23 protein-coding genes are annotated in these 26,288 nt (G+C 51.4%); 19 read left to right on the top strand and 4 right to left on the bottom strand.

The window, feature by feature from the left end; all coding sequences use genetic code 11:
* The first annotated feature begins 24 nt into the window (after positions 1-24).
* The 3 genes from KO508_RS12220 to KO508_RS12210 all read left to right on the top strand — a co-directional run bounded on the left by KO508_RS12220 (position 25) and on the right by KO508_RS12210 (position 3,133).
* Positions 25-1,242, top strand: coding sequence for a serine hydrolase domain-containing protein (locus tag KO508_RS12220; protein WP_216008584.1), 1,218 nt, complete (start codon positions 25-27; stop codon positions 1,240-1,242).
* A gap of 278 nt (positions 1,243-1,520) precedes the next feature.
* Positions 1,521-1,955, top strand: a complete 435-nt coding sequence (locus KO508_RS12215) for a pilin (RefSeq protein ID WP_216008583.1) — start codon at positions 1,521-1,523, stop codon at positions 1,953-1,955.
* 707 nt (positions 1,956-2,662) lie between these two features.
* Positions 2,663-3,133 carry a hypothetical protein gene (locus tag KO508_RS12210; protein ID WP_216008582.1) on the top strand — a complete coding sequence of 157 codons (471 nt, stop codon included), beginning with the start codon at positions 2,663-2,665 and terminating at the stop codon, positions 3,131-3,133.
* A gap of 29 nt (positions 3,134-3,162) precedes the next feature.
* On the opposite strand, the gene tviB is transcribed toward KO508_RS12210, so the two are convergent.
* The 4 genes from tviB to KO508_RS12190 all read right to left on the bottom strand — a co-directional run bounded on the left by tviB (position 3,163) and on the right by KO508_RS12190 (position 6,161).
* Positions 3,163-4,425, bottom strand: coding sequence for a Vi polysaccharide biosynthesis UDP-N-acetylglucosamine C-6 dehydrogenase TviB (tviB, locus tag KO508_RS12205; protein WP_216008581.1), 1,263 nt, complete (start codon positions 4,423-4,425; stop codon positions 3,163-3,165).
* A 236-nt stretch (positions 4,426-4,661) separates the two neighbouring features.
* Positions 4,662-4,988: a hypothetical protein gene (locus KO508_RS12200; RefSeq protein ID WP_216008580.1), complete on the bottom strand. Its 327-nt coding sequence runs from the start codon at positions 4,986-4,988 to the stop codon at positions 4,662-4,664.
* A gap of 58 nt (positions 4,989-5,046) precedes the next feature.
* Entirely contained in the window at positions 5,047-5,742 is a 696-nt protein-coding gene (locus KO508_RS12195; protein WP_216008579.1) for a PspA/IM30 family protein, read from the bottom strand.
* Between the two features lie 14 nt (positions 5,743-5,756).
* Positions 5,757-6,161, bottom strand: a complete 405-nt coding sequence (locus tag KO508_RS12190; protein WP_216008578.1) for a YjfI family protein — start codon at positions 6,159-6,161, stop codon at positions 5,757-5,759.
* Between the two features lie 205 nt (positions 6,162-6,366).
* Between KO508_RS12190 and KO508_RS12185 the strand changes: the two genes are divergently transcribed.
* The 16 genes from KO508_RS12185 to KO508_RS12110 all read left to right on the top strand — a co-directional run bounded on the left by KO508_RS12185 (position 6,367) and on the right by KO508_RS12110 (position 26,255).
* Positions 6,367-6,993, top strand: coding sequence for a hypothetical protein (locus KO508_RS12185; protein ID WP_216008577.1), 627 nt, complete (start codon positions 6,367-6,369; stop codon positions 6,991-6,993).
* 41 nt (positions 6,994-7,034) lie between these two features.
* Positions 7,035-9,038 (top strand): flotillin family protein, encoded by a 2,004-nt coding sequence (locus KO508_RS12180; protein WP_216008576.1) that lies wholly within the window; start codon positions 7,035-7,037, stop codon positions 9,036-9,038.
* Between the two features lie 98 nt (positions 9,039-9,136).
* Positions 9,137-14,413 (top strand): DNA repair ATPase, encoded by a 5,277-nt coding sequence (locus KO508_RS12175; protein ID WP_216008575.1) that lies wholly within the window; start codon positions 9,137-9,139, stop codon positions 14,411-14,413.
* Positions 14,414-14,475: 62 nt separating this feature from the next.
* Positions 14,476-14,919 carry a DUF4124 domain-containing protein gene (locus tag KO508_RS12170; protein WP_216008574.1) on the top strand — a complete coding sequence of 148 codons (444 nt, stop codon included), beginning with the start codon at positions 14,476-14,478 and terminating at the stop codon, positions 14,917-14,919.
* A 114-nt stretch (positions 14,920-15,033) separates the two neighbouring features.
* On the top strand, positions 15,034-16,146 hold the full coding sequence (locus KO508_RS12165; protein ID WP_216008573.1) for an AI-2E family transporter: 1,113 nt from the start codon (positions 15,034-15,036) through the stop codon (positions 16,144-16,146).
* Between the two features lie 140 nt (positions 16,147-16,286).
* Positions 16,287-17,441, top strand: coding sequence for a zinc-binding dehydrogenase (locus KO508_RS12160; protein ID WP_216008572.1), 1,155 nt, complete (start codon positions 16,287-16,289; stop codon positions 17,439-17,441).
* Positions 17,438-18,481 (top strand): proline racemase family protein, encoded by a 1,044-nt coding sequence (locus KO508_RS12155; RefSeq protein WP_216008571.1) that lies wholly within the window; start codon positions 17,438-17,440, stop codon positions 18,479-18,481. Before KO508_RS12160 ends, KO508_RS12155 begins: the two co-directional genes overlap by 4 nt.
* A gap of 93 nt (positions 18,482-18,574) precedes the next feature.
* A complete protein-coding gene (locus KO508_RS12150; protein WP_216008570.1) occupies positions 18,575-20,224 on the top strand; it encodes an AMP-binding protein in 1,650 nt (549 codons plus the stop codon).
* The gene (locus tag KO508_RS12145; RefSeq protein WP_216008569.1) at positions 20,221-20,646 is read left to right on the top strand and encodes a PaaI family thioesterase; all 426 of its coding nucleotides are present in this window, start codon (positions 20,221-20,223) and stop codon (positions 20,644-20,646) included. Before KO508_RS12150 ends, KO508_RS12145 begins: the two co-directional genes overlap by 4 nt.
* A 79-nt stretch (positions 20,647-20,725) precedes the next feature.
* On the top strand, positions 20,726-21,520 hold the full coding sequence (locus tag KO508_RS12140; protein ID WP_216008568.1) for an ABC transporter ATP-binding protein: 795 nt from the start codon (positions 20,726-20,728) through the stop codon (positions 21,518-21,520).
* Positions 21,517-22,239 carry an ABC transporter ATP-binding protein gene (locus KO508_RS12135; protein WP_216008567.1) on the top strand — a complete coding sequence of 241 codons (723 nt, stop codon included), beginning with the start codon at positions 21,517-21,519 and terminating at the stop codon, positions 22,237-22,239. The genes KO508_RS12140 and KO508_RS12135 overlap by 4 nt, the downstream gene beginning before the upstream one ends.
* Positions 22,240-22,320: 81 nt before the next feature.
* Positions 22,321-23,532 (top strand): ABC transporter substrate-binding protein, encoded by a 1,212-nt coding sequence (locus KO508_RS12130; protein ID WP_216008566.1) that lies wholly within the window; start codon positions 22,321-22,323, stop codon positions 23,530-23,532.
* A 100-nt stretch (positions 23,533-23,632) separates the two neighbouring features.
* Positions 23,633-24,520, top strand: coding sequence for a branched-chain amino acid ABC transporter permease (locus tag KO508_RS12125; RefSeq protein WP_216008565.1), 888 nt, complete (start codon positions 23,633-23,635; stop codon positions 24,518-24,520).
* Positions 24,521-24,522: 2 nt separating this feature from the next.
* Entirely contained in the window at positions 24,523-25,518 is a 996-nt protein-coding gene (locus tag KO508_RS12120) for a branched-chain amino acid ABC transporter permease (RefSeq protein WP_216008564.1), read from the top strand.
* 287 nt (positions 25,519-25,805) lie between these two features.
* Positions 25,806-25,976 (top strand): DUF1328 domain-containing protein, encoded by a 171-nt coding sequence (locus KO508_RS12115; RefSeq protein WP_216008563.1) that lies wholly within the window; start codon positions 25,806-25,808, stop codon positions 25,974-25,976.
* A gap of 87 nt (positions 25,977-26,063) precedes the next feature.
* Positions 26,064-26,255 (top strand): CsbD family protein, encoded by a 192-nt coding sequence (locus KO508_RS12110; protein ID WP_216008562.1) that lies wholly within the window; start codon positions 26,064-26,066, stop codon positions 26,253-26,255.
* Positions 26,256-26,288: the final 33 nt, after the last annotated feature.

The following is a 26,288-nucleotide window of genomic DNA, read 5'->3' as shown; positions in this document are numbered from 1 at the left end:
TTCTGTATTTAGAGGTATTTTTAGTTGGCTAGTAATTTAAAAGTTATGAAAAAAGCACGAGTCAAAGACCTTGTTTTTATATTTGTTTTTATCGCCTTTTTGATGGCTGTATCTCATTATTTTATAACAAATCCACTTGGCCCATCCCGCCTGCTCTATTATATTCAAGCACCACTAGTTCAATTAACGACGTCCTGCAAATCCGGCTCCCCTGTTTGGATGGAGCATGTTCAGGGCTACGCCACTAGAAACATGGGAGCCTCGGTCAGCCAATTGGCATATATTAATGCTGAGGGTCATGCATTCCATTGCGAAACTGGCTGGAAGGATGGAGTCTTTGGTGATGAACCGCTGGAGCCTGATACTCGATTTCGGTTTGCCAGCACGACTAAAACAGTTACAGCCGTCGCTATTCTTGATTTGATTAATCGGAAGCTGTTGTCTCTTGATGACAGAGTTGTTGATTTGCTGCTGGGTGATGAAACCTCGGCTTCTGCGCTCAAAGATCCCCGCGTAGGCGAAATTACAATCGGTCACTTGCTGTCCCATAGGGGGGGCTGGGATAGAGAGCGTAGCCAAGACCCAATGTTTACACGAAATGTTAAGCCTTGGTGTCCTTACAAGCCGGAGGAGCTTGCTAAAACCAGCTTGTTCTATGATCCCGGGAGCGTAGAGGCATACTCAAATTTGGGGTATTGTCTGCTAGGTTTGGTTGTAGAAAAGATAACGGATAAGCCATTCAGGGATTATATTCGTAGCCATTTTGACCTTAGTGAAACCACTCTTGAGTTCGTTGATGGCCCCTATTTGAAGGATGAGGTCTTTTACGATTTTCGCAACGAAGATTTTTATACTCAGGATTATTTTGAGGCTATGGATTTTTATGCCCTTTCTTCATCTGCTGGCCTCTCCGGGAATGCGTCGGATTTGGCTCTTTTGGTGAAGAGTTCCCTTGAGAGTGGGCCACTGACAATTCTTGAAGGCGCGAAAAAGAATTGTAACTCCGTAGCGGTTCAGGAGTGTTTTGGCTATGGCACCTACCGCTATCGGCCGTCCCCTGATGTTATACCGTTGCATATCCACGGAGGAAAGCTTCCAGGAGCCTCTTCAGCTATCATCCTTGACCCTTATGGGGGGGTGTTGGTCTGGATGGGCGCCGGAGCTTACCCGCCCGAAGAGGATTCTTTGCAAGGGTTCTATGACTATATTCGAGAGGCTTTGGTTAGTGTAAGCCCTCAATAAGCTATTTCCTTGATGCTGATTCGACAAGGTCTGATCTTGTGCTCGAATCACGAACTACACCGAGAACCTTCTATTCGGGTGTGAAAATACCCCTCATGAATAAACCTGAAACGACAAAATAGGCGCAGCGCTTCGAGCATTGTCTGACTTGACTCTCGGAAGCCTCGGCTTGCTCCCTACATGGCTGCGTTTTGTTTGTTTGCGAGAGGAATTCTTCGAGGATAGGCACTGAAATTGCTTGTTTATCGGTAAACAAGTCATCGATAACTGGCAACGATATGACGAAAAGCAACGGTTTTACCCTTATTGAATTGATGATTGTTGTTGCGCTCATCGGCATTCTTGCCGCAGTGGCAATTCCTAGCTACCAAGGCTATGTAGTCAAAACCCAAATAAGCCGTGCAGTTGGTGAGTTGGCTGCATACAAAGCTCCTTTTGAGGAGCGAGCGGGTTCCGACGGAAGTGTGGCAAATACTGATATCGGTTATACCCCCTCCAATCTCACTACAGGTAGCCAGGCTGTTGATATTGGGGTGCTAAACGCTGACGGTTCCGGTCAGCTTCAGGTGACCATGGGCGGCAAAGCGCACCCAAATTTGACAGGCGTGATTGTGGGCTTAGAACGCAGCCCTGCAGGAGCTTGGGAGTGTGTTCTCGATACGAGTGCGGCGACTAACTGGAAAGCTTCTTATTTGCCTTCTGGTTGCAGGTGACAGATCTGATCAGGGCGTAGTGGTTACGGACAAGCGTTCTTGGCCCGCAATTCACGGAACACCATATTCACATCGGTATTCAAATAGCTCGAGTGTGATAAATTAGAGCCGCAAGTTCGCCTCACCCAACGGCAATAAGCCCTTCAGGTCATATAGCACGCCATCTTGTTTCAGGTAGCCTCGCAGGTCGTCCGCGCTCATCGATGCATACTCACTGTGTGCAACCGTCAGAATCACACCATCGTAAGAACCTTGTTCAGGCTACCCAGTAAGCCCAATGCCGTACCCAAGCTTCGCCTCGGCACTGCAATTATCATGGACAGGCGCTGCTTAGTCTGATTAAACCTTAAATGCTCGGTGGCTTTTGCCTATCAAGAGAGGTTTTTGCGTTCTCTGGCGTCTTTATTTATTATCTAGGTTCCCTCGTAGCTCGCGGAGACTTGCTACTTCATCTGCGTGTTGCTTAGCCAGCACTCGAAAGCAAAGGAATGCACCCAATGAAAACTCCAGCACATACAGCCGAAATCCGTCTCACCGTTGCGAAACTACTAGAACTGTCTTACCGCAAAAAGGAAGGTCTGACATTTCAGTTGACGTTGAAAAACTGATTTCGACTTGCTCAGGGATATTATGTCGTGCAGCGCGTGCTATGAAAAGGCGACCCGCTCAGCTGGACCGTGATTTGCAGAATGCGCTAGGCAACTAACATGTATCTTAAGTCTTCTATTGTGATTGTGCTGACTGCCATAGTAGTTGGGTGTGTGACTTCAAAAGTGCCAAGTGCTGATGCTTGGGGTGAATACAAGTCTTTTGAAAAAGAACTTACAAAAGAAAGTGGGGCGGTGGAGTTGTCGCCCTATCTGTCGGGCCGACTCATGTCTTTCGTCGATCAGGCTGCCAACGACGATGAACGTCGGCAGTTTATGGCTGAGGTTGCTTACCCAGTGTGGGTTGCAAATGAAAGAGCCCACTATCAGAAACGAGCAGATAACGGTGGCATCTGCCTAACTGTCAATGGGCTGGCGTCTGACGGCGAGCCTGCGAGTGTCTCCATACTGTATGTCGCGGAAGGGCGTCGCCTAAAGGCCGACGAAGTCCATTATGAGTTGGTGGGTGATGAGAGTCAGCTGCGGAAGGGTGCCCAGTGTCCGTCTGAATTTAGCTTGGATTACCCTTAGTGGATGGTTGTTATAAGCTGCATAGCATATTAGAGCCGCAAATCCGCCTCACCCAAAGGTAATAAGCCCTTCAGGTCATATAGCACGCCATCTTGTTTCAGGTAGCCTCGCAGGTCGTCCGCGCTCATTGAGGCATACTCACTGTGTGCAACCGTCAGAATCACACCATCGTAAGAACCTTGTTCAGGCTGCTCGGTAAGTCTAATACCATACTCACGCTCGGCCTCGGTGCTGTCGGCCCAGCAGTCTGTGATATCTGCCGCGCAACCAAACTCCTGCAGCTCTTTCACAACGTCTATGACTCGGGTATTGCGCAAATCCGGGCAGTTTTCTTTAAACGTGAATCCCATCACCAATACGCGGGCTTTGGCTATGGTGTGCCCGGCTTTAATCATCGCTTTCACCAATTCAGCGGCCACGTATGCTCCCATGCCATCATTAACTCTTCGGCCTGCGAGGATGATTTCAGGGTGATAGCCGATAGCTTGGGCTTTGTGGGTTAGGTAGTACGGGTCTACGCCAATGCAGTGGCCGCCTACTAAGCCGGGTTTGAAGGGTATGAAATTCCATTTGGTGCCAGCGGCTGCCAGAACTTCGTGGGTATCGATGCCTAGCCGGGCAAAGATCATCGCTAGCTCGTTTATCAAAGCAATGTTTAGGTCACGTTGGGTGTTTTCAATCACTTTGGCTGCTTCTGCCACTTTGATGGAGCTGGCTTTATGGGTGCCTGCGGTAATAATGCCCGCATATAGGGCATCCACTTCTTCGGCAATGGCAGGCGTAGAGCCAGAGGTGACCTTCATGATGCTGCTTACCCGGTGTTGCTTATCTCCCGGATTGACTCGCTCAGGGCTGTAACCGGCGTGAAAATCCACATTGAATTTTAGGCCTGATACTTGCTCAAGCACCGGAACGCACACTTCTTCTGTAGCACCGGGGTAAACCGTTGATTCATAAATCACGATGTCGCCGCGCTTGAGCACACTGCCCACGCTCTCACTGGCTGCAATTAGAGGTGTTAGGTCCGGAGTGTTAAAACCATCGATAGGGGTAGGCACGGTTACGATAAAAACGGAGCAGTCGGCTATTGCATCCAGCGAATTAGTGAATGATAGCTGGGTAGCTGCTGCGAGCTCTTCTGGCGAAACTTCACGAGTTAAGTCCCCGCCGTTTTTTAGGTCGGTAATGCGGGTTGTGCTGATGTCGAAGCCAACAACCTGATGCTTTGCGCTAAAAGCCGCTGCCAGAGGAAGACCAACGTAACCCAAGCCTATGATAGCGATTTTTTTCATGGGGTGATCCGGTAGAAAGTGGATGAGAGGCCATGCAGGATGGGGATGGATTATATCTTGAGTCGCGTATTGTGGACAGGGACGGCTTGGGCTGTAAAGTTAACAGGGGGGGGTACAGTTTAGCTTGATCTGACCTCGTGTGGCTCAGCGGTTTTGTTTCTTGGAGGGTCGCTATGCCGCTACACCCAGTGACTACCCTGCTTGATTACGCAGTCAGATGGGGTCGCACAATCGTACTAAGACTCAGTTAAATAATTACCAGCAAACGCCCGCAAGTCTTCCGACACCCGGTGTCGAATCGTTGCTCTGTCGAGCGGATCAAGGCCGTACTTCTCGGCAAGCAGTTCAAAGTCTTCGTCCTTTAGCGTAATGGTTAACCGGGGTCTGGCCCGGTTTTTTTGATAGGGCAGTTGCAGCACCTTACGCACCATATCTGAGGTGGACATATCCTGTAGCGCGGCCGATACGCGAAACGCTCGCTGAATGTCATTGGAGAGATCGAAGGCCATTTGTACGGCCTGTACGGCCTTCTCTTCCTTTGACCAATCCGGTGGTGTAGTCATGAGATTAACCTGAGAGTTGCGCCCCCATATTTCGATAGAGGTTACGAGGGCGCTAGTTTTACTGGGCGGGTTTGTCTTTCAGGCGGGCAAGTACGCTATCTACTGCGTCTTGTTCGCCGTCGATGCCAGCCGCTTTCAGCTTTTCGTCCAAGTCAGCGCCAGTCAGTTCTTTTTCGAGGCTTGCGCTGGCGGTTTGCCGGTCTTCTTCCCGGGCTTGCCGCTCACGAATACGCTCAAGGGTTTCCTTGGCGGTGCTCAGGGAGGACTGCTGGCTGTTGATGTTGGTGTCAATCTGGGCGGTGGTGCGTAGTACTCGCTCATTGGTTTTCACCACCTGCAGCTCTCTGCGATAGTCGGCGAGTTGCTTTTCAGCCCGTTGAACTCGCTCTTTGATGCTATCAATGCGTTGCTGCAGTATCTCTCGGGTCTGGGTCAGTTCAGCTCCACGGCGCTCATGGCCAACAATTCGCTCGGCCACTTCTCTGGCCAGTTCTTCTTGGCCTGCTGTGATGGCTTTGCGGGCATCTTGTTCGCGTTTGCTGGCGCTGTCTTGCTCCGAGCGGATTTGCCGGGCCAAAGAGGCGGATTCTGCCATTAAGGCGGCGAGCTCCTGTTTGGCTTGCTTTAGTTCTTGCTCAGAGTCCCGCAGTTCTTGTTCCAGAATGCGGTTGCCTTGGCTATCTACAACAGCTTCGCCAAGCTCGTTAACGCTGCCGCGCATTGCGGTTAGAATTTTATTCAGTACAGATCTCATGTCTCAGCCCTCACTTAAGCCAGATAGTCTTCAAACGTCTGTAACAAGTCGATGGCATTCTCGGCCAGTGTTACCAGTTCTTGCATGATTTCGGCTGTGCCGGAGGTGGGGCTGAGAGCGCCATACACCACATAGTGATCACCGGTTTTTCCAAGTGAGCTAAGGGGCATGGGTACGCTGAGTCGTAACATGTTTTCATGCAGTTCGTTTACACGTTGCGGGAGCAGCTCTTGCTCTTCAAAAAGGTACGCAAGGCACAGAATTTGAGTGTCGGTTACCGTAACGTACACCGGTGTTTCTTCTGCTCCGGAAACGGTTACCTGAAGCACCGGTTCTTCTCCGGCTATTGGCATGACGTCGAAGGTTCGGCCGGCATGCGTAGAGTCACCCAGAGTAAGGGTGAGAGTTTGAATATCCACGAATAGCTCCTTCCTGTGGCGTTGAATCGATTCGGCCGATTCGGACGAACCTTGTCCTGCTGCTTGACATTTTATGTCAATAATTTGAGTCTATACCTCCCAATTAAACATTTGCAAGAAATAGTTTAATTGCGATATAACGACGGTCTTGGTTGACACAAACTGTCATATTTTTAGATCACCGGAATGGATAGTCTGGTTACGCATGGAAACATTCTTAAACACTGCTTTTTCCTTCCCTACAGTGGTTTTCTCCATACTGTTGAGTGTGGCCATCATTTATTGGCTGATCTCCCTTTTTGGAATGGGGGATATCGAGGCTGATGGCGATATTGATGCCAGTGGCGATTTTAGTGGCCTAATGGTGACGCTGGGACTTCAAGGCGTGCCTTTGCCCTTAGTACTCACGCTCTTATTTTTAACAGGCTGGTTGGCCAGTTACTTTATTGATCTAATTTTCGGGGCCTTGATTCCTAGCGGCCTGCTGCACTGGTTGTACGGTGCGGCTGTTATTTTTGCGGCTTTAGTCCTTGGGTTATTGGCTACTTCGGTGTTGGTGCGTCCACTGCGGCCACTATTTCGTCGGGCGTTTCTGCAGCCGCTACAAAAGCGCATTGTCGGTACGCCTTGTGTGGTGATTTCTTCAGCGGTTACTGAGGTTTCAGGCCGTGGTGAAGCCATTCTTGATGGCGCTCACCTTGTTCTTCAAATACGCAGTCATTCACCGCTTTCCCATCGGGAAGGGGCGGTCATTATTGAACACATTCCGGATGAAAACGCTTGGTGGGTTGTTCCGGAATCCGAATTTTATACCGGTGATTCTGCCGGATAACCCAGCGCTTTTATTTTTAACCAGCTTAGGAGAAATGCTAAATGGATTTATCGTGGATGATGCCAGTACTCACGACCATCGGTGTTCTGGTCATACTGATACTGGGTGTGCTTACCCTGTTCAAGGCGTTCTATCGCAAGGTCGATCAGGGGCAGGCTCTGATTGTGAACGATCTTTCTCCTACGCCGAAGGTCTACTTCACTGGTGCCATGGTGCTGCCGGTTATTCACCGTGCCGAGACCATGAAGATCTCGGTTATTACTCTGGAGTTGAATCGAACTGGTAAGGAAGGGTTGATCTGTAAAGACAACCTGCGCGCAGATATCACCGTCGCCTTCTACTTGCGCGTTAATGAAACCCCAGAAGATGTCTTGCGGGTGGCGAAATCTGTGGGAGTTGGCCGCGCCTCTGATCGCGATGCGGTAAATACGCTGTTTAACGCCAAGTTTAGTGAAGCGCTGAAAACGGTTGGTAAAAAGCTGGAGTTTATGCAGCTTTTTGAGGAACGCCAGCATTTCCGTGATTCCATCATTGAAACCATTGGCGAAGACCTTAATGGCTACATTCTCGAAGACGTAGCCATTGATTATCTGGAGCAAACGCCGAAAACCTCTCTGGACCCCAACAATATTCTCGATTCTGAGGGTATCAAGCGGATTACAGAGATCACCGCATTCCATAATGTGGAGACAAACCGTTTAGAGCGCGATCAAGAGCTAGAAATTCAACGGAAAAATGTATCTGCACGCGAGGCGTCTCTGGAGCTGGAGCGCAGCCAGGCAGACGCAGAAGCCCGCCAACGCCGTGAAATTGAGACCCTGCAAGCTCGTGAAACATCCGAAACTGAGCAGGTACGTGAACAAGAGCGCGCCCGTGCTGAGTCAGCTCGCATTAAAACCGATGAAGAGTTGGCTATCGCCGATGAAAACAAGCAACGCCAAATTGAAATGGCGATGAAAGCGCGTGAACGGGCGGTACAGATTGAAGAGGTGCGCATTCGTCAGGCCCGTGAGCTGGAAGACGTAAACCGTGAACGTGCGGTTGAAATTGAGCGTATTGGCATGGAAAAGGCGCTTGAGGGCGAGCGCAAGGAAATTGCAGACATTACCAGCCAGCGGATTGCAGTTGAGCGCAATGTGGCTGAGGAAGAAGAGAATATAAAAGATGTTCGCAACCGTTCCGAGGCAGAGCGGTTGAAGGTCACCAAGGTTGTAGCTGCGGAAGCGGATGCCGATGAGCTTAAGCTGATGGATGTGAAAGCAGCAGAAGCCGCGTTTGAGCGCTCCAAGTTGGAAGCGGAGAAAATCCGCGTAACGGCTCAGGCGGAATTGGACGCGGCTGAGAAACATGCCATTGCGGATGAAAAGAGGGCTCGTGGTCGTCAGGCTATGTCTGCCTCTGACGGGTTGGCGGAGGCTCAGGTTAAAGAGGCTCAGGCGTCTGCCATTCGGGCGGATGGTGTGGCTCGGGCCGATGTTAAGTCGGCGACCGCCAAAGCGGATGAAGAGGCCGGTATGGCTGAGGTTCGGGTGTTGGAGCAGCGCCTTGAAACGGAAGCCATGGGTGAAGAGAAACTGGGTCTGGCAAAAGCCGATGCCCGCAAGGCGATGATGTTGGCGGATGCTGAAGGCGAAGAGCGTATGGGCCATGCCAAGGCTGATGCCCGTGAAGCTATGGCGAAAGCCGAAGCGTCTGGCTTGGTAGAGAAGCTCAAGGCTTATAACGACATGTCTGAAGAAGCCCGTCACTTCGAAGAATTCCGCATGAACTTGGAAGTTCATGAGAAAGAAGTGATGGCTAAGATTGAGGCTCACCAAACCGGTATTCTGGAAAATGGCCGCGTAATGGCCGCCGCGTTGAAGGATGCCAAGTTTGAGATGATCGGTGGTGATGGCGGCATTTTCGAGAAGTTTGCTCAAGGGTTGGGCTACGGCAAGAGCGTGCAGGGTGTGCTGGATAAGTCCCCGTCGCTGCAGGCTGCTCTGGCGGGTATTGCTGGGCGAGCCGCTGGTGAAAAGCCAAACATCGGTTCTGAAACGGCTTAATAGATTGCGCACCATCCATGCCTGATTTGGCGTTGGTGGTGCGTGCCTTTTTCAATTCGTTCAAAATTCCCTTTTCCCTCCGTTCAGGATGATTTGGTATGTCGACGGACCGCACCGGCCTTGAGAGCATCGTTCAAGAAGGCTCTGCCTTCGAAACCATTCAGCGCCGTTTAAAAGATCAGGGCGAGCAGCTTCGCGAGCAGGTTTCAGAGCTCAACCAGGCCCGGGAAGAAATTTTTGGCAGCGCTGGCATGAATGTGCTTGGGCGCGCTCGGGTTAGAACTGAGAACAACGCCATCGCTAGGGATGTGGTGCGCCTTGGCGATAAGCTGTTGTTCGGTTTTAACCTGCAGCTTGGGTTGCGGAAAACCCTAGAACTGGATGATGTTTTTTGCCTTTACCACCTAAACGATAGCGACGGTGGCTTTGAGATGACCGAGGCCGCCATTGATGGCACCTTCCTGAAGGATGCGCGGTTTGCTAGCGATTTTCGCGAACTGCAGCAGTATTACAACACCGCCACTTTGTCTCAGTTAGTGATCCTTAAGGGGATGCTGCTGATGGCGTTTCGCATCGGCGACAAACTGAGTGATTTACGTGTTTTCCGTTGGGAACTGAAGCCTAACGGTGAGGTTAACCGCTACATAGACAACCGGGGAGAGCGAGACCTTACCTTTCCGGATCGGTACAGCTTCCCTTGGAAAACAGTCGGTCGTGACTCTCAGGTGCAGGGGCGCTCTCCGCACCTGAATATTGCCGATACGCTGTTTGTGGATAACCTTCGGGGCAACATTACCTTCAAGGTGGAGAACAACACAGCGACCGGTGAAGGTATTTATGCAGACCCGGTAGATTCCGATTCCCAGTCGCTGGACGATGCCACATTCGATTATGCGGATTTAGGCGAGATGCTGTTGGTTCGCATTCTGCCATTCAATGAAGAGCAATGGCGCTATTACCTGTTCAACCGGACACAACGGAACATTGAACGGGTTGATAGCATGGCGGGTTCTGTGGCGTCGTTACCGGATAACCACGGGCTTATCTTTCCGTCCGGCTTTTACCTCACCACAGGCGAGCTAAAAACCTTCCAAATTCCCGAAGGGGATTTCCGCCTCAAACGCTCGTTGCGCTCGCCTAACGGTGAGGATGTTCTATATGTGTTTTTTGAACAGCTCACCGGGCAGGTGATTCTTTTCCGCTATAACTTAATCCGCAAGCAGGCGGATGTGCCACTGATAGGGCACGGCTTTGCCCTGTTCGAAAACGGGCATTTGGTGGTTTTCAGCGCCGACAAGGAACCTGCTCTGGTTCACCCGTTGCAGGTTTGGGAAACACCGTTTACCTCAGAGAATTTCCATGCTCAAGCCAGTGTGGCCAACGACTCTGAGCTGGCGCGCATTGGCAACCCGGATTTGGTGCGCGGCATTGCCGAGTTGAATACCGTCATTACTTTGGTTGAAGCCAAAGGTGCCAGTGAGCGGCATTTCACAGCGTTGATTCGCACACTTGATCGTGTTCTCGATCAGTTTTATTGGCTGACGGCAGCGCAAGATGAAGCGCTATTTACCGGTTTGCATGAGCAGTTGGGCATTATTCGTAGTACTGCCGAGCTGGTGCTGGATGAGTACGAAAAAGTTCAGAGTATTCGCGCTCAAACGGAAGCCGCAATCAGCGAGGTGGCGGATGTCCAAAGTGCCTTGATGCGGGACTTGAAGCCAGACAGCTGGCAAGCGCCAGATCAGTTCGTGGGCTATTTGGCCCGGCTGCGGGAACATCGGGGCCGGGTGCGAACGCTGAACGATCGCCGCTATGCAGATAAGGCCAGCATAGACCGGCTGGAGCAAGAGTTGGCAGAAGCCGAAGAGCGCTTGACCGAACGCACCTTCCGTTTCCTTGCATCACCGGAAGCCCTTGAGGGTTACCGCAAAACCCTGACAGAACTGCAAGCCGATCTGGCTGAGGCTGAGAGCCGCGACGCCTTGAAAGATATTGTGGGACGGTATCGAGAGCTGACTACCGGTCTGGATATGATTCAGGGAATGCTCGCTTCCATGGCGGGAAATGATGCAGCGCTGGAAACCGCCATTACCGACAACATTTCAGGTATATACGCCAGCATTAATCAACAGCGTTCGGAAGCGGAAATCCGCCTGAAAGAGCAAGGCAGTGCAGAAGCCAGAGCCCAGTTTGCCGCCCGCATTCGTTTGTTTGAACAGAGTCTGGCGAACGGCGTCAGCTCGCTTTCTGATGTGCGGGAATGCGATGGGTTGATGACTCGCATGCTCGACCAGCTGCAAGAGCTTGAAAGCCAATTTGGCGAATACGATGAATTTCTCGCCGCCGTGTTGGAACAGCGAGAGAATGCCCACGAAAGTATTGAAGCTCGGCGCCAGCAGCTACAGGACCAGCGCCAACGCCGAGTGACAACCCTGACGGATGCGGCTGAACGCATATTGAAAAACGTTAATCGCCGCACCGAGCGCTTTACCAGTGTGGAAGAGTTGCACGCTTTCTTTGCATCCGATGCCATGGTTTCACGCCTGCGTAGTATGGCTGAGGAACTGCGGGAACTGGGCGCGGCTATGGAAGCCGATGATTGTTTGGGGCAGTTAAAAGCCGCTCAAGACACCGCCCTGCGCAGCGTTCGTGACAAAGCCGATATCTTTGAAGAAGGTGGGGCGGTCATACGCCTAGGCAAACACAAGTTCAGCGTGAACCAGCAGGAACTAGATCTCACACTCATTCCCCGGGATGACCATGTGCTGCTACATTTGACCGGCACCCAGTATTACGAACGGTTGGATGAGCCGGATCTGGATCGCCTGCGGAGCTACTGGAATATGAGCCAGCCGTCTGAGTCTGGCAAGGTTTACCGGGGTGAGTATCTGGCAGCCTTAGTGATCGAAGGCTTCCGGCAATTGCCTACTTTGCCGGTTAACGTCGCCAATATTGATGAGCTGACGGACTACATTCGCACATTTGCATCACCGCGATACCGTGAGGGTTATGAAAAAGGCATCCACGATCACGATGCTGCGTTGATTGTTAGCACTCTCTGGCCAGCTATTCAAAATGCGGGGTTACTACGCTTTAGTCCCAAAGCCCGGGCGCTCGCCATGTTGTTCTGGGCCGATCTGAGCCAGCAGAAGGTTTTCGCACAACAGTTACGTTCACGTTGTTTGTCTGCGGGCATACTCAGCCGCATGATGCAGTCAGATGAGCTGTTGCAGGCCTTGGAGCAAGAAGTTGGCCCCAAACTCTTGGAGTATATAGAAACCCACAAACTTGTCTTGGCTGAAAAGGGCAGTGCCGAACGTACTTTGTTGAACTCGGCTGCTGAGTTTCTGGTTTTACAACTGGCAGAAGAGTCGGAAGCGTTTGAAATTACTCGTTACGCCGGTGAATTGGCGGAAGGCTTTGCGGAAGCTTTGAAGCGCGATAGCCAGTTTACCCAATACCAAAACGCTTTGGGTGTGGTTGCCGATCAGCCAGCGGCTCGCTGGAGTATTACCAGTCACTGGCTAAAAGCCTGGATGGATAAAGCGAACCAGCAACACCTGTTGCATTATCTGCCGGAAGCAGTGGCCGTTCTCAACGCAGGGCAGGTTGTTACTACTAAGATACGTAGCGTGGAGTTGGCGTTTAAGATAGAAGGTTTGCTTGGCCAGCATGCCAACATTAACGAGCGAGCCCTCAACTTGCAGTTGGATGAATTTGAAGAGCGTTTGCGCTATCACCGGCAGGAAACCATTCCCGGTTGGCAACAGTTGCAAGAAGTTCGCCACAGGGTATTGGAAAAATGGCGCGACCAGTTGCGCCTTGAAGAGTACCAGCCCCGGCCACTTTCTTCTTTTGTGCGAAATAAGTTAATCAGCGAAAGCTACTTGCCAATCATCGGCGATAACTTGGCTAAGCAAATGGGCACCGCGGGTGAGGACAGGCGTACCGACCAGTCCGGCCTGTTAATGATGATCTCACCGCCGGGTTACGGGAAAACCACCTTGATGGAGTACGTGGCTAACCGGCTGGGCCTGATCTTCATGAAGATCAACTGCCCTAGTTTGGGCCATGACGTCACCTCTCTGGACCCGGAGAAGGCTCCGCATTCTACAGCGAAGGCAGAGTTGGTTAAGCTCAATCTGGCGCTGGAAATGGGTAATAATGTGATGCTGTATCTGGATGATATCCAGCACACCCATCCTGAATTTCTACAAAAGTTCATCTCTTTGTGTGACGGCACCCGGCGTATAGAAGGTGTATGGCGGGGCCGTACCAGCACTTACGACATGCGTGGAAAGCGTTTTTGTGTGGTTATGGCCGGTAACCCGTACACCGAGAGCGGGGAAGTGTTCAAAGTGCCGGATATGCTGGCAAACCGGGCAGATATCTACAATCTTGGGGATGTGCTTTCGGGTATGGAGCATGCTTTCGAGCTGTCCTATATCGAAAACAGCCTCAGCGCTAACCGGGTACTGGCGCCGCTGGCCACCCGTGGCATGGCGGATTTCTACCGGTTCGCAGATTTGGCTGCAGGCAAGGCTGTTGCTGGCTCAGATTTCGAACATGATTACAGCTCTGCCGAGCGGGACGAGATTGTCTCTTTGCTGAAAAAGATGATGCGTGTTCGGGAAACTGTGTTGCGGGTTAACCAAGCGTACATTGCCTCCAGTGCTCAGGCTGAAGCCTATCGCACCGAGCCTACCTTCAAATTGCAGGGCAGTTACCGGAATATGAATAAGCTGGCGGAAAAGTTGTCGCCGGTGATGAGCGACGAAGAGCTGGAAGCTCTGATTGATGATCACTATCAGGGCGAATCCCAGTTGCTGACCCAAGGCGCGGAAGAGAATCTGCTTAAACTCAAGCAAATGCGCGGCACCATGACGGAAGCCGAAGCCAGCCGCTGGCAAGCCATTTGCGAAGAGTATCGGCGTCGCCAACAGGCGGGAGGCGATGAAGAAACCGGGGTGAAAGTTGTGCGCCAGCTCGGGTTGATCGCTGAACAAATGCAGCAACTAGGGCTTCAGATGGTTGCTGGCATGGCTGGTCAAAAAGACTCAGAGCCAGATGTCAACAAAGCTCTCGGGGAGCTATCTCGCTCCCTCGAAAACGGGCTAACCGAAGGCTTGCAGTCTGTGCAACTAAGCCCGGCTATAACAGTAAATTTGGATAGCCCGCCGCAGGTCGGTGAGGCGCTCACGGCCTTTGCGCGGATTTTTGAGGAATCTCTTGTTCCGTTGGTAAAACTGATGGACGGCAAGCTGGGTTTGGACTTAAAAACCCAGCGAGAAATGAGCCGTGTGTTAAGAGTGATCGGTGAGTTGCAAGATAAGTTGCTCTCTCAGGATTCAGCAACGACCAATACAAAGTTATGATCGAAATCGCTGTACTCGGCACAAAGCATGTAAACCCAATACCAACACAGGGATCAAAACCAATGAAGGGACTCATAATTTCTATATTGTTCTTATCCGCCTCCCTATCTTACGCCGGCACCTACCGCTGGGTTGACGAGAACGGGCAAACGCATTTCGGTGATAGGCCGCCCCAAAACGTTGTGACTGATGAGGTTCGCCTAAAGGCTGCTCCACCGTCGGTTGATGCGGAAGCCCTTGCGCGCAAACAGCGCTTGAACGAGTTTCTTCAGAATAGTGAAAAGGAGCGTGAAGCGCGGTCAAAAGTGGTAGCTGAGCAGGAGGCAAGGGCTGCGAAGCAAAAAGCTCTCTGCGAGGGTTTGCAAGCCCGGTTGAAGTATCTATCGAGGGTCTCGGGCATCTATGAGTTGAATAAAGAAGGTGAGCGGGTTTTTGTGAATGACGAAGAGAACGAACGCTTTCGCAAGGAGTTCAAAGCGCGCGTACAGAAAGAGTGCGGCGTGTAAGTCTGCGCAGCTTTATCGCCTTTACCTCAGTGCAGTGTTTGTGTAATGCGCTGAAGCCTTACCAGAGGTACACTACTTGGTCTGACTGCTAGCTGATAGGCTTATGGGTACCTTATGGAAAATGAACACAAATCAAGTGAGCAGGGCAACTCCAAAGCTAAGAAGACGCTAGCGGATCTTTCTACCCCTATTTACGGCCTGTTTATTCTAGGTGTGCTTTACACCTTGTATCTGGCTCACCAGATTGTCTTGCCGATGATTCTGGCGCTTCTCTTAAGTCTGCTGTTATCGCCTCTTGCTACGCGTATGTGTTCGGGGTTGCGTATTCCACGGGTAGTGAGTTCGCTGATACTGGTCTTGCTTGTGGTTGCAGGTATCGCTGGTGTGTCGATGGCTGTGGCAACACCTGCGCTTGAGTGGGCGGGCAAGGCTCCACAGGGTATTTCCCGTTTGCTGGTTGGGGAAAGCGAACTTAAGCGGCAGATAAACAAGGTAACTGAGTCAGCCCAGAAGGTGGAGGATTCGGTGAATGAACTCTCGGATACGGGCGGTAAAAAGGCCGAGGTAGAGCCAACAACCGTGGTTCTGCAAACGGACTCCTGGCGCACCCAGCTTATGAATAAAGCCCGTGACGGGGTTGCTGGTTTGGCGCTGGCTATGGCGCTTACCTACTTTTTGCTGGTTAGCGGCGATAGATTGGTGCTTAATTTCGTACGGCAATTACCGCGGCGCCACCGCAGAAGAGTATTGCGCATTAGCCGCGATTCTCAGCACCAAATTGCCCAGTATCTGGCGGTTCTGGGTATCAGCAATACCTCTGTTGGCGTGGCAACCGGCCTTATGGCTTGGGCGGTTGGCTTGCCAGATCCAGCCGTGTGGGGACTGGTGGCTGGGTTGGCCCGCTTCATTCCTTATCTTGGTGTTATTCTCACCATTCTTCTGTTGGCGGTTGTCTCGGCGGTAAGCTTGGATACGTTATGGATGATGGCCATTGCACCCGTTGGTTATCTTGCCTTGACCACTATGGTGGGCTTTTTCATCGAGCCTTGGATACACGGCTTTCGCATGTCGATTAACCCGGTGATTATTTTCGTTTCGATCTTTTTCTGGGGTTGGCTCTGGGGGCCTGTGGGCGTGTTGCTTGCGGTGCCGCTGATGACTGTTATACAGGTTGTGCTAAAGCAAATCCCCAAGCTGCGGCCTATTTATAAGGTGATTGCCCAGTAGTTAGAAGGGGGATCACTCTCCATTCCCCTTGCTCCTCCTATTACTCTTCGTCACTTTTCATCACTCCCTGACAGCTGCCAAAATCTCTCCTACTCTAAGTGGATTGATTTTGTTCTGCAGGCAGGGAGGATTACATAATTATGACTCTGAATATCATGAATACCATGAAGGCCATGGTTCTTACTGGCCATGGTGGTATCGAAAAGCTTGAGTATAGACGCGTACCCACGCCGTCTCCTGCGGCCGGCGAGGTGTTGGTACAGGTAACCGCTACCGCCAAGAACAATACAGACCGCAAAGCCCGGGAAGGGCTATATCCCACGAAAAAAGGTGAAACCACCTCATTCCAGATGGGCGGCAAGCCTACGCTGATTTTTCCCCGAATTCAGGGTGCCGATATTGCTGGCCGCGTAGTGGCTGTGGGTGAGGGCGTCGAGCCTAGCCGCATTGGCGACAGGGGACTGCTGGATTTCAATATGTATGGCAGTGCCCGCCGGGATATCAACTTAACCCCCGATTATTATGGCCATGGTGCAGACGGCGGCTACGCCGAATACGTGGCTGTTCCTTCAGATCAGTTCCACGCTGTGCCTAACAAGGATTTGAGTGATGCCCAGTTAGCTGCGATGGGAATGTGTTCCTATCAGACGGCTATGCATATGCTCACGTCTGCCAAAGTGGAGGCCGGGGAGCGTGTTTTGGTTACCGGTGCAAGCGGCGGTGTAGGAACGGCGCTGATCCAGCTTTGCCGAATTATGGGTGCCGTTCCTTACGCGTTAAGTACGCCCGATAAAACTGCGGCTCTTAAGGCGTTGGGCGCCGAATCTGTACTTGATCGCTCCGAAATGGGCAGCTTTGTTGAGCGCGTAAAGGCCGAAACAGGTGGTAGGCCCTTTGATGCCGTAATGGACTTGGTAGGCGGCGAGATGACCGACCGCTTCATCGACGCCATGATCTTCGATATGAACGCCCGCAGCACTTATCCTCGCCTGAGCATCGCGGGTGCCAGTGGCGGCAACGTTAGTGAAATTTTGTGGACACGAATATATCTGTATCAGGTGCAGCTCTTCGGGGTTTCACACGGTACGCGAGAAGAGGCTGAGCAACTTGTGGATTGGATTCGCGAGGGGCGGCTAAAGCCAGTTTTGCACGGTACTTTCCGGCTATCGGAACTACACCAAGCAGAGCGCTACTTCATGAATCGTGGTAGCAGTTATTTCGGCAAAATTGTGATTGTGCCGGATTCCCAATGGGAAGAACACGGCCAACTTTGGTCGTTGGAGAGGGACGCATGAAGCAAGAGTTGACCATTCAGCTATTGGATACCCATGCTGGCGGTGATGTAAGCCGCATTGTTACGGGGGGTATTATCCCCTTGCCGGGCGACAGTGTGCGGGCGCAAATGGAGTACCTTCGCGATCAAGCCGATGGTTTGAGAAAACTGCTGCTGGAAGAACCCTACGGTATCCCGGAGATGTCTGTGGATTTGTTGGTTCCTCCGTCGGATCCGAGTGCTGCAGTCGGATACATCATTATGGAAGTGATGGGTTACCCGATCTATTCCGGCTCTAACACCATCTGTACGGCAACGGCGGTTTTGGAAGCTGGAATTGTGCCCAAAAAGGAGGGCAGGCAGAGCTTTTTACTGGAATCCCCGGCAGGCCTTGTACGCATAGAAGCGCTTGTGGAAAACGGCGTGGTTGAAGCGATAACCTGCGAAGGCCTGCCAAGCTATATCCATACCCATCAAGCCAGTATCGATGTGCCATCACTTGGCACAGTCACCTACAGTGTGGCCTACAGCGGCGGCTTCTACGCATTGGTGGACGCAAAATCATTGGGTTTTGATCTTACGCTCGATGAAGAGCGTGAGCTTGCAGTTGCAGCTCACGCCATTGTCGAAGCGATTCAGGCCGAACGGGGTTTTTCCCATTACACTCTGGGCGACGTGGGGCCATTGCCATTTCTGCATTTTATGGGGCCTGTACACCAAGTCGCAGAGGGCTATTATCGTTCCCGCTCTGCGACCTACGTGCATCCGGGTGTTATCTGCAGAAGTACCACCGGAACCGGCACCTCGGCGCGGCTTGCTCTTATGAATTATGAAGGGCTCATTCGCCCCGGAGACAAACTTGAAACCATCTCGTTGCGTGAGACCGGCTTTATTGGTGAGTTCTCTGGCATAGAGCAGGCGGGCGAGTATCAGGTTGTTGAAAATAACATCACTGGCAAGGGCTATGTTTTAGCGCGTTCGGATATTGTCGTGAATTGTGATGACTCTTTAGTGGACTGCGATGGGCTTCGTCATGTCCTCGGTAATTACTCGCTTTTCTGATGTGTATTCGTCTAAAGTTTACCTTTACGTAAAGTGCGGGCTATGGTAAATCTTGTTCCATGCATTTAATGATAATAATAGCAGGAGCAGATCATGAGCCTTCCGGAATACGCTGACGTTTATCGCAATTTTGACCCTGCCGCTCTAGAAGCGGAGATCTTGGACGGAAGCCTTGAGAACGGGCTGAACGTTTGCCATGAAATGTGTGATAAGTGGGCTGTCGACCCCGAAAAAGTTGCCCTCTTCTATGAGGCTTTGGACGGCAGCGACGGTACCCTGACCTTCGCAGAGCTTAAAGAGCAGTCTGCACGCTTTGCGAACTATCTTGTCTCTCAGGGTATTGGAAAGGGTGATCGAGTTGCAGGACTGTTACCGAGAACCCCGGAGCTCCTTATCGTTATTGCCGGTGCGCTGCGTGCAGGTGCTGTTTATCAGCCGCTGTTTACCGCATTCGGCTCCGGTGCTATCGAATACCGCCTTGAGCGTGCAGGCACGAAGTTGGTCGTTACAGACCCTGCCAACTACTCTAAGCTCACTGAAGTGAAGGATTGCCCGCCGGTTATTTGTGTTGATGTAGAAAAAACCGATGCAGATGTTCGCGATTTTCGCAGCGCTCTAAACGAACAGAGCGATGATTTTGAGCCAGTTTTGGTCAAGGGCACCGATCCGTTCCTGCAGATGTTTACCTCGGGTACAGTTGGTAAATCCAAAGGCGTTGCTGTGCCGGCTCGCGCGTTATTGGCTTTCTATGTCTATATGAAATACGCCATCGACCTGCGCGATGACGATGTTTTCTGGAACGTTGCGGACCCTGGCTGGGCTTATGGCCTTTATTACGCGGTGGTGGGCCCGCTGCTGATGGGCCATGCCACCCATTTCAACCCGGGCGCATTTACCCCGGAATCCACCTACGACATGATCCGCAAGTACAAGATTACCAATCTGGCCGCTGCACCAACTGCCTATCGGCTCCTAAAGGCCAATGACCATGTATTACCCGAAGGCGAGAACCTTGGCTTGCGTGTTGCCAGCAGTGCCGGTGAGCCTTTGAACCCAGAGGTCGTTAACTGGATTAAGAGCCGCCACTATTGTCCGGTTATGGATCACTATGGCCAGACTGAAACCGGTATGACTTGTTGCAACTTTCATGCGCTCAAGCATCCGGTACGACAGGGCTCAATGGGGTATTCGTCCCCGGGCCACAAAGTGGTCGCCCTGAATGAGAAGAACGAAGAGGTGGGCGAGGGCGAAGTAGGGCAAATCGCTGTCGATGTGAAAGCTTCTCCTCTGTTTCACTTTGATGGCTATACCTGGGGCGAAAAAGATCCGTTCGTGAAGGGCTATTACCTTACGGGCGATATGGCGATTTGCCATGGCGATGGCAGCTTTTCTTTCAGTGGCCGAGACGACGACATTATTACGACGGCCGGTTACCGAGTTGGTCCCGCGGATGTAGAGAGTACCTTGTTGGAGCACGCCGCGGTTGCAGAGTCTGGAGTGGTCGCCAAGCCTGATGAAAAACGCGGCTCCATTATTAAAGCCTATGTGGTTATCAAGGGTGACGAGGCTCCGGCGGACGAGCAGGTTCTGCGGGATGAGCTTCAGGAGCTTGTACGCCGTCGCCTTTCCACGCATGCCTTTCCACGTGAAATTGAATTTGTGGATGAGCTCCCGAAAACGCCCAGCGGCAAAATCCAGCGCTTTGTGTTGCGTAACCAAGCTCAGGAAGAGTCGGCTTCATGAAGGTCACGTTTGAAGAGCTGAATAGGTTTCTGCAGGACCAATTCCCCCAGGGAGCTGCTTACGGCAGCTTGCAAAAGCTGGGGGATGGTTGGGCCGAGATGACGCTCGATGTGGACGACGGGCACCTTAGGCCGGGTGGAACGGTGTCTGGCCCGGTAATGATGGGGCTGGCAGATGTCACCGTTTATGCAGCGTTACTCAGTAAAATCGGGCTTGTGCCTCTGGCGGTAACTACCAACCTGAACATTAACTTTCTGCGTAAGCCGCAAGCCCACACGCCCATTCGCGCGAAAGCGACTATGCTCAAAGTTGGCCGCACGATGGGTGTTGGCGAGGTGTTCGTTTATTCGGAAGGTGTTGATGAACCCGTTGCCCACTCAACCATGACCTATTCGATACCACCTGAAAAATATCAAAATTAGATTGACGTATACGTAAACGTCAATCTAATCTGCCTTGTAACGCTAAACGTTAAAACAATAACAAAAGGTAAATTGGCTCATGAGTGACCAGTACGTTCTGGAGACCCGAAACCTTGTTAAAGAGTTCAAGGGTTTTGTTGCGGTCAACGACGTGGATCTTCAGATTCAGCAAGGCCACATTCACGCCCTTATCGGCCCCAACGGTGCTGGCAAAACGACGGTTTTCAACCTGCTAACAAAGTTCCTGATTCCTACTCGTGGCCAGATACTGTTCAACGGGGAAGACATCACTTCTACAAAATCCGCTCAAATTGCCCGTAAAGGGGTTGTTCGTTCGTTCCAGATTTCAGCGGTGTTTCCGCACATGACAGCTTTGGAAAACATACGGGTTGCTCTGCAAGGCTTCGAGGGTACTTCGTACAGTTTCTGGAAGTCTGGAGCGTCTCTTAACCGCCTTAACGAGCGCAGCATGGAGCTGTTGGAATCTGTAGGCCTTGCCGAGTATGCCAATACCACAACGGTAGAGTTGGCATACGGCCGCAAGCGGGCGCTGGAGCTCGCGACCACTCTTGCGATGGAGCCAAAGCTGATGCTGTTGGATGAACCTACGCAGGGCATGGGCGCCGAGGACGTAGACCGGGTGGTTGAATTGGTGCGTAAGGCCGCTAAAGGCCGCACGGTATTAATGGTTGAACACAACCTGAGCGTTGTTAGTAAGTTGTGTGACCGAATTACGGTTCTGGCGCAGGGCGCCGTGCTTACAGAGGGTGATTACGAGTCGGTTTCTGCCGACCCCCGGGTGCGCGAAGTGTATATGGGAACAGGTGCCAGCGGTGAGCGTGGTGCGGTCGCCGAAGCGGAGGCCAGCCAATGAACACAGATGCGACTCGGAACTACGAGCAACTGAATATATCCGGTCTGCACGCTTATTATGGTGAATCCCACATTTTGCATGGGGTAGATTTGGTCGTTCACCGTGGCGAATTGGTTACGCTCCTTGGCCGGAACGGCGCCGGGCGTAGCACTACCCTGAAGGCGATCATGAATATGGTGGGCCGTCGCACCGGCTCCATCATGGTCAACGGAGAAGAAACCATGTCCTGCGCTCCGCACCATATCGCCAGAATGGGAGTGGGGTATTGCCCTGAGCATCGCGGTATTTTCGCCTCGCTCAACGTGCATGAGAACCTAACGTTGCCACCAATAGTGCGCAGTGGCGGCATGAGCCTCGAAGAAATCTATTCAATGTTCCCCAACCTTTACGAGCGTCGCTTTAGCCAGGGTACCAAGCTATCCGGCGGTGAGCAGCAGATGCTGGCTCTAGCGCGCATACTACGCACCGGCGCGAACATGCTGCTACTCGACGAAATTACCGAAGGCCTTGCCCCGGTTATTGTCGAAAAACTGGGTCATGTTCTAACCCAGCTCAAGGAAAAAGGGCTGACCATTGTATTGGTGGAGCAAAATTTCCACTTCGCAGCTCCTCTGGCTGATCGACATTACGTTGTTGAGCACGGGCGGATTGTGGAAGAAGTCCGTGCCGATGAACTGAGTGCCAAGCAGTCGGTGCTGGATGGCTATTTGGGGGTGTGATCCTGGATAGGCAAGAACGCAAGATATAACAAGACCAACAATAAACTTGAACTAATGCAACACAGTAGCGGAGATACAACAATGACAATGATGAAAAAGCTTCTGACTTCAGCAATTGCCTCAACCCTAATGGCCAGTGGTGCTCAGGCTGCCATTTCAAACGATACCGTTAAGATCGGGTATTTGGCAGATATGTCTGGCACATATCGGGATCTCGCAGGGCCGAACGGTCAGTCTGCTCTTGAAATGGCTATCGCCGACTTTGGCGGAAGCGTGAAGGGCAAGAACATTGAGATCGTCAGCGCTGATGACCGTAACAGCCCTGATACTTCTTCCAGCACCGTTCGCCGTTGGGTAGAAAACGAGAACGTAGACATGGTCGCAGGTATGGTGGCTTCCTCGGTTTCTATCGCGGTGAGCAAGATTCTGGAGGAAAACGACAAGCTTGGTATTATCTCGGGCTCCGCAGCTTCCAGTATCACAAACGAGCACTGCACCCCCAACCATATCCATTATGTGTACGACACCTATCCTCTGGCGAATGGCACTGCGAGTGCCGTCGTTAAAGAAGGTGGAAAAAGCTGGTATTTGCTGACAGCTGATTACGCTTTTGGCCACTCACTGGAAAGCGACGTAAGGCGCGTTGTGGAGGCTAACGGAGGTGAGGTTGTTGGTGCCATTCGTCACCCGTTCCCGACACAGGACTTCTCTTCTTTCGTGCTACAGGCCCAAGCTTCCGGTGCTGATGTGGTCGGCCTCGCAAACGCCGGTGCGGATACCACCAACGCAATCACCACTGCCAGTGAGTTCGGTGTCACTCAATCGGGCCAGACTCTTGCGGCCCTGCTGTTGTTTTTGACCGACGTTCACGCACTTGGCGCGCAAACCGCTCAGGGAATCCAGCTGACTACCGGTTGGTACTGGGACATGAACGAAGAGACCCGCGAGTGGTCAGACCGCTTTATGGAGAAAACCGGTGTGCGCCCGACCATGGTTCACGCAGGTATTTACTCAAGCACTATTCAGTACCTCAAGGCTATCGAGGCCACAGGCTCTGATGATGCGCAAACTGTGCGCAAGCAGATGATGGATACGCCAATCAACGATATGTTCGCGAAGAACGGCAAGATTCGTGTTGATGGCCGCATGGTTCACGATATGTATCTGGCCGAGGTAAAAACACCTGCTGAATCCAAGAACGAGTGGGATCTTTACAAGATTCTTCGCACGATTCCAGCAGAAGAGTCTTACCGTCCGCTTTCCGAGAGTAAGTGCAAACTGGTTAATAACTAAAGCGTGTGGTCCCGCAGCGTGCCCTTGCAGGGTGCGCTGCTAAGGCCAAACCGACAATAAGCCAAATACCAACCTCTGTACTGCCTCTGGAGTTAGCCCAATGTCCATGATTTTCGGCGTTCCTTTAGCTGTGCTTTCTGGCCAGCTACTGATCGGAATCATAAACGGCGCATTTTATGCCCTGTTGAGCCTCGGGCTCGCGGTTATCTTCGGCTTGCTGAAGATTATCAATTTTGCCCACGGTGCCATGTATATGCTCGGCGCCATGGTAACGGTTCTTATGTTCAATGCTTTGGGTGTTAACTACTGGGTGGCGCTCTTTATGGCGCCATTGTTGGTGGGTGCGTTTGGCGTTGTTATTGAGTACTTCCTATTACGTCGTATTGCTGGTCAGGATCATATTTACAGTCTGCTTTTAACCTTCGGTGTTGCCCTAATTATTCAGGGCGTACTTATTAATTGGTTTGGAGTATCTGGACTGCGCTATGCCATGCCAGACATGTTCAAAGGCGGCATCAATCTCGGCTTCATGTTCATGCCGTACTATCGTGCATGGGTTATCGTGGCCGCGCTATTGGTGTGCTTTGGGACTTGGTTTGTTATTGAAAAAACCAAGTTGGGCGCCTATCTGCGTGCCGGAACCGAGGACTCCCAGCTAATGCAGGGGTTCGGAATCAACGTACCGCTGCTAATCAGTCTGACCTATGGGTTCGGTGTTGCGCTGGCAGCCTTTGCGGGTGTTCTGGCCGCTCCTATCTATTCCGTAACACCGGTGATGGGCTCCACTACTTTGATTGTAGTGTTTGCGGTGGTGGTAATCGGTGGCATGGGCTCAATTGGCGGTGCCATCATAACGGGCATCCTCATGGGTGTTATTGAGGGCCTTACCAAAACGTTTTATCCGCCAGCTTCATCTGCGGTCATTTTTCTGGTCATGGTTTTGGTACTTATGTTCCGGCCCAGTGGCTTGTTTGGTAAAGAGGCATAATCATGGACCAATCACCAAAGATTGCCGACATCCATAAGTCGATTGTGAAAGAGCAGGCGGCGCAAGAGCGCAAGCGGCTCATGTTGAATGCGGGCCTGTTGCTTCTGCTGCTTGCGGCTCCGTTTGCAATATACCCGGTCTTCCTAATGAAGATTCTGTGCTTCGCCCTGTTTGCGGTGGCATTTAACCTTCTTTTCGGGTTTACCGGCTTGCTTTCATTCGGTCATGCGGCATTTCTTGCTGCTGGCGGCTATACCACGGGTTACCTGCTCAGCAACTACTCGGGGTTGTCTACCGAGCTAGGTATTATTGCGGGCACGCTCGCGGCTACGTTCCTAGGGCTTGGATTTGCGCTGTTGTCTATTCGGCGGCAGGGTATCTACTTTGCGATGGTTACGTTGGCATTGGCACAGCTGGTGTTCTTCTTTTTCGTGCAGTCTGAGTTTACGGGCGGGGAGGACGGCATGCACGGCATTCCCAGAGGCCATCTTTTGGGTGTTATCGATCTGGAAAACAATCTGAATATGTATTATTTCGTGCTGGCGGTATTTATCGGGTGTTATCTGTTGGTTCAGCGGATTGTTAGTAGTCCTTATGGGCAGGTGTTGAAAGCGATCAAGCAGAACGAACCCCGGGCGGTATCACTGGGCTATAACGTCGATCGTTACAAAGTGCTGGCGTTTGTTATTTCAGCCGCTCTGGCGGGGCTGGCGGGATCCATGAAGTCTGTGGTGTTTCAGTTAGCCTCGTTGAACGATGCGCACTGGCACATGTCTGGCGAAGTAATCCTAATGACTCTGGTTGGCGGCATGGGCACCCTGCTTGGACCAGTAATTGGTGCAACCTTTGTGGTCAACATTGAGTATCACCTATCGCAGGGCCCTCTTCGGGACTGGGTCGATCCAATTCTTGGGGGTGTCTTCGTTATTACTGTACTTGCTTTCAGAAGCGGTATTGTTGGCGAGATCCAGAAATTTGTGCGGAAGAATCTTGGGTAGCTAAAGTTTGGATACCTTACCGCCATCTTAAGAATTTATAATGAAATGAAAATTTTATTCAATTTCATTGATTTACGGGTTTGTTGATCGGTTGTGATAGTAATTTAGCTGTTTCGGCTGTTGTTGATAGTCTAGCTATGTGGCACGTTGAATATAGACGTAACGCAGTGGTAATCAAGTCTAGCTGCCTTACGTCTTTTTATATCAGTCTCAATTCACAGAAAGTTAAGCTAATTATTAATTGATCGAATTAAAGCGCTTAACTAGAAAGGAGAAAGGAGTTACTGATGCTTTATTGGACGATAGTTTGTTTGATTATAGCCATTGTAGCTGGCGTACTAGGTTTTGGCGGAATTGCCGGGGCTGCAGCCGGAATTGCCAAAATTCTATTCTTTGTTTTTATTGTTTTGCTTGTTGTTTCGTTAGTAATGAACGCTATGAAAGGGCGTGGTCCATAAATGTCATTGCGCTTTAGATAGGAAATAAGTAGTTCAACTCTCAATAGATGATTAGTTAAGCTATTTTTCATTTGACAGGAGAACGATATGAGTAACGACGTTGTGGAAGGAAACTGGAAGCAGCTGAAAGGTAAAGTGCGCGAAAACTGGGGTAAGTTGACCGATGATGATGTTGAAGAGATCGGAGGGAAAAAAGATCACTTCGTCGGTAAGATTCAGGAAAAATACGGAATGAAGAAAGACGAAGCGGAGAAGGAGTGGGATAAGCTCACCAAGTAATCGTTATCTGTGTTTCTGAGTACGGCCGATGAT

The sequence above is a fragment of the Marinobacter salexigens genome (assembly GCF_018860765.1).
Lineage (GTDB): Bacteria > Pseudomonadota > Gammaproteobacteria > Pseudomonadales > Oleiphilaceae > Marinobacter > Marinobacter salexigens_A.
This window is presented reverse-complemented; position numbering and strand designations above follow the sequence as displayed.

Coding starts and splice junctions, on each gene's coding strand:
- KO508_RS12215 (WP_216008583.1), top strand. CDS start 1,521: ATGACGAAAAGCAACGGTTTTACCCTTATTGAATTGATGATTGTTGTT.
- KO508_RS12210 (WP_216008582.1), top strand. CDS start 2,663: ATGTATCTTAAGTCTTCTATTGTGATTGTGCTGACTGCCATAGTAGTT.
- tviB (WP_216008581.1), bottom strand. CDS start 4,425: ATGAAAAAAATCGCTATCATAGGCTTGGGTTACGTTGGTCTTCCTCTG.
- KO508_RS12200 (WP_216008580.1), bottom strand. CDS start 4,988: ATGACTACACCACCGGATTGGTCAAAGGAAGAGAAGGCCGTACAGGCC.
- KO508_RS12195 (WP_216008579.1), bottom strand. CDS start 5,742: ATGAGATCTGTACTGAATAAAATTCTAACCGCAATGCGCGGCAGCGTT.
- KO508_RS12185 (WP_216008577.1), top strand. CDS start 6,367: ATGGAAACATTCTTAAACACTGCTTTTTCCTTCCCTACAGTGGTTTTC.
- KO508_RS12180 (WP_216008576.1), top strand. CDS start 7,035: ATGGATTTATCGTGGATGATGCCAGTACTCACGACCATCGGTGTTCTG.
- KO508_RS12175 (WP_216008575.1), top strand. CDS start 9,137: ATGTCGACGGACCGCACCGGCCTTGAGAGCATCGTTCAAGAAGGCTCT.
- KO508_RS12170 (WP_216008574.1), top strand. CDS start 14,476: ATGAAGGGACTCATAATTTCTATATTGTTCTTATCCGCCTCCCTATCT.
- KO508_RS12165 (WP_216008573.1), top strand. CDS start 15,034: ATGGAAAATGAACACAAATCAAGTGAGCAGGGCAACTCCAAAGCTAAG.
- KO508_RS12160 (WP_216008572.1), top strand. CDS start 16,287: ATGACTCTGAATATCATGAATACCATGAAGGCCATGGTTCTTACTGGC.
- KO508_RS12155 (WP_216008571.1), top strand. CDS start 17,438: ATGAAGCAAGAGTTGACCATTCAGCTATTGGATACCCATGCTGGCGGT.
- KO508_RS12150 (WP_216008570.1), top strand. CDS start 18,575: ATGAGCCTTCCGGAATACGCTGACGTTTATCGCAATTTTGACCCTGCC.
- KO508_RS12145 (WP_216008569.1), top strand. CDS start 20,221: ATGAAGGTCACGTTTGAAGAGCTGAATAGGTTTCTGCAGGACCAATTC.
- KO508_RS12140 (WP_216008568.1), top strand. CDS start 20,726: ATGAGTGACCAGTACGTTCTGGAGACCCGAAACCTTGTTAAAGAGTTC.
- KO508_RS12135 (WP_216008567.1), top strand. CDS start 21,517: ATGAACACAGATGCGACTCGGAACTACGAGCAACTGAATATATCCGGT.
- KO508_RS12130 (WP_216008566.1), top strand. CDS start 22,321: ATGACAATGATGAAAAAGCTTCTGACTTCAGCAATTGCCTCAACCCTA.
- KO508_RS12125 (WP_216008565.1), top strand. CDS start 23,633: ATGTCCATGATTTTCGGCGTTCCTTTAGCTGTGCTTTCTGGCCAGCTA.
- KO508_RS12120 (WP_216008564.1), top strand. CDS start 24,523: ATGGACCAATCACCAAAGATTGCCGACATCCATAAGTCGATTGTGAAA.
- KO508_RS12115 (WP_216008563.1), top strand. CDS start 25,806: ATGCTTTATTGGACGATAGTTTGTTTGATTATAGCCATTGTAGCTGGC.
- KO508_RS12110 (WP_216008562.1), top strand. CDS start 26,064: ATGAGTAACGACGTTGTGGAAGGAAACTGGAAGCAGCTGAAAGGTAAA.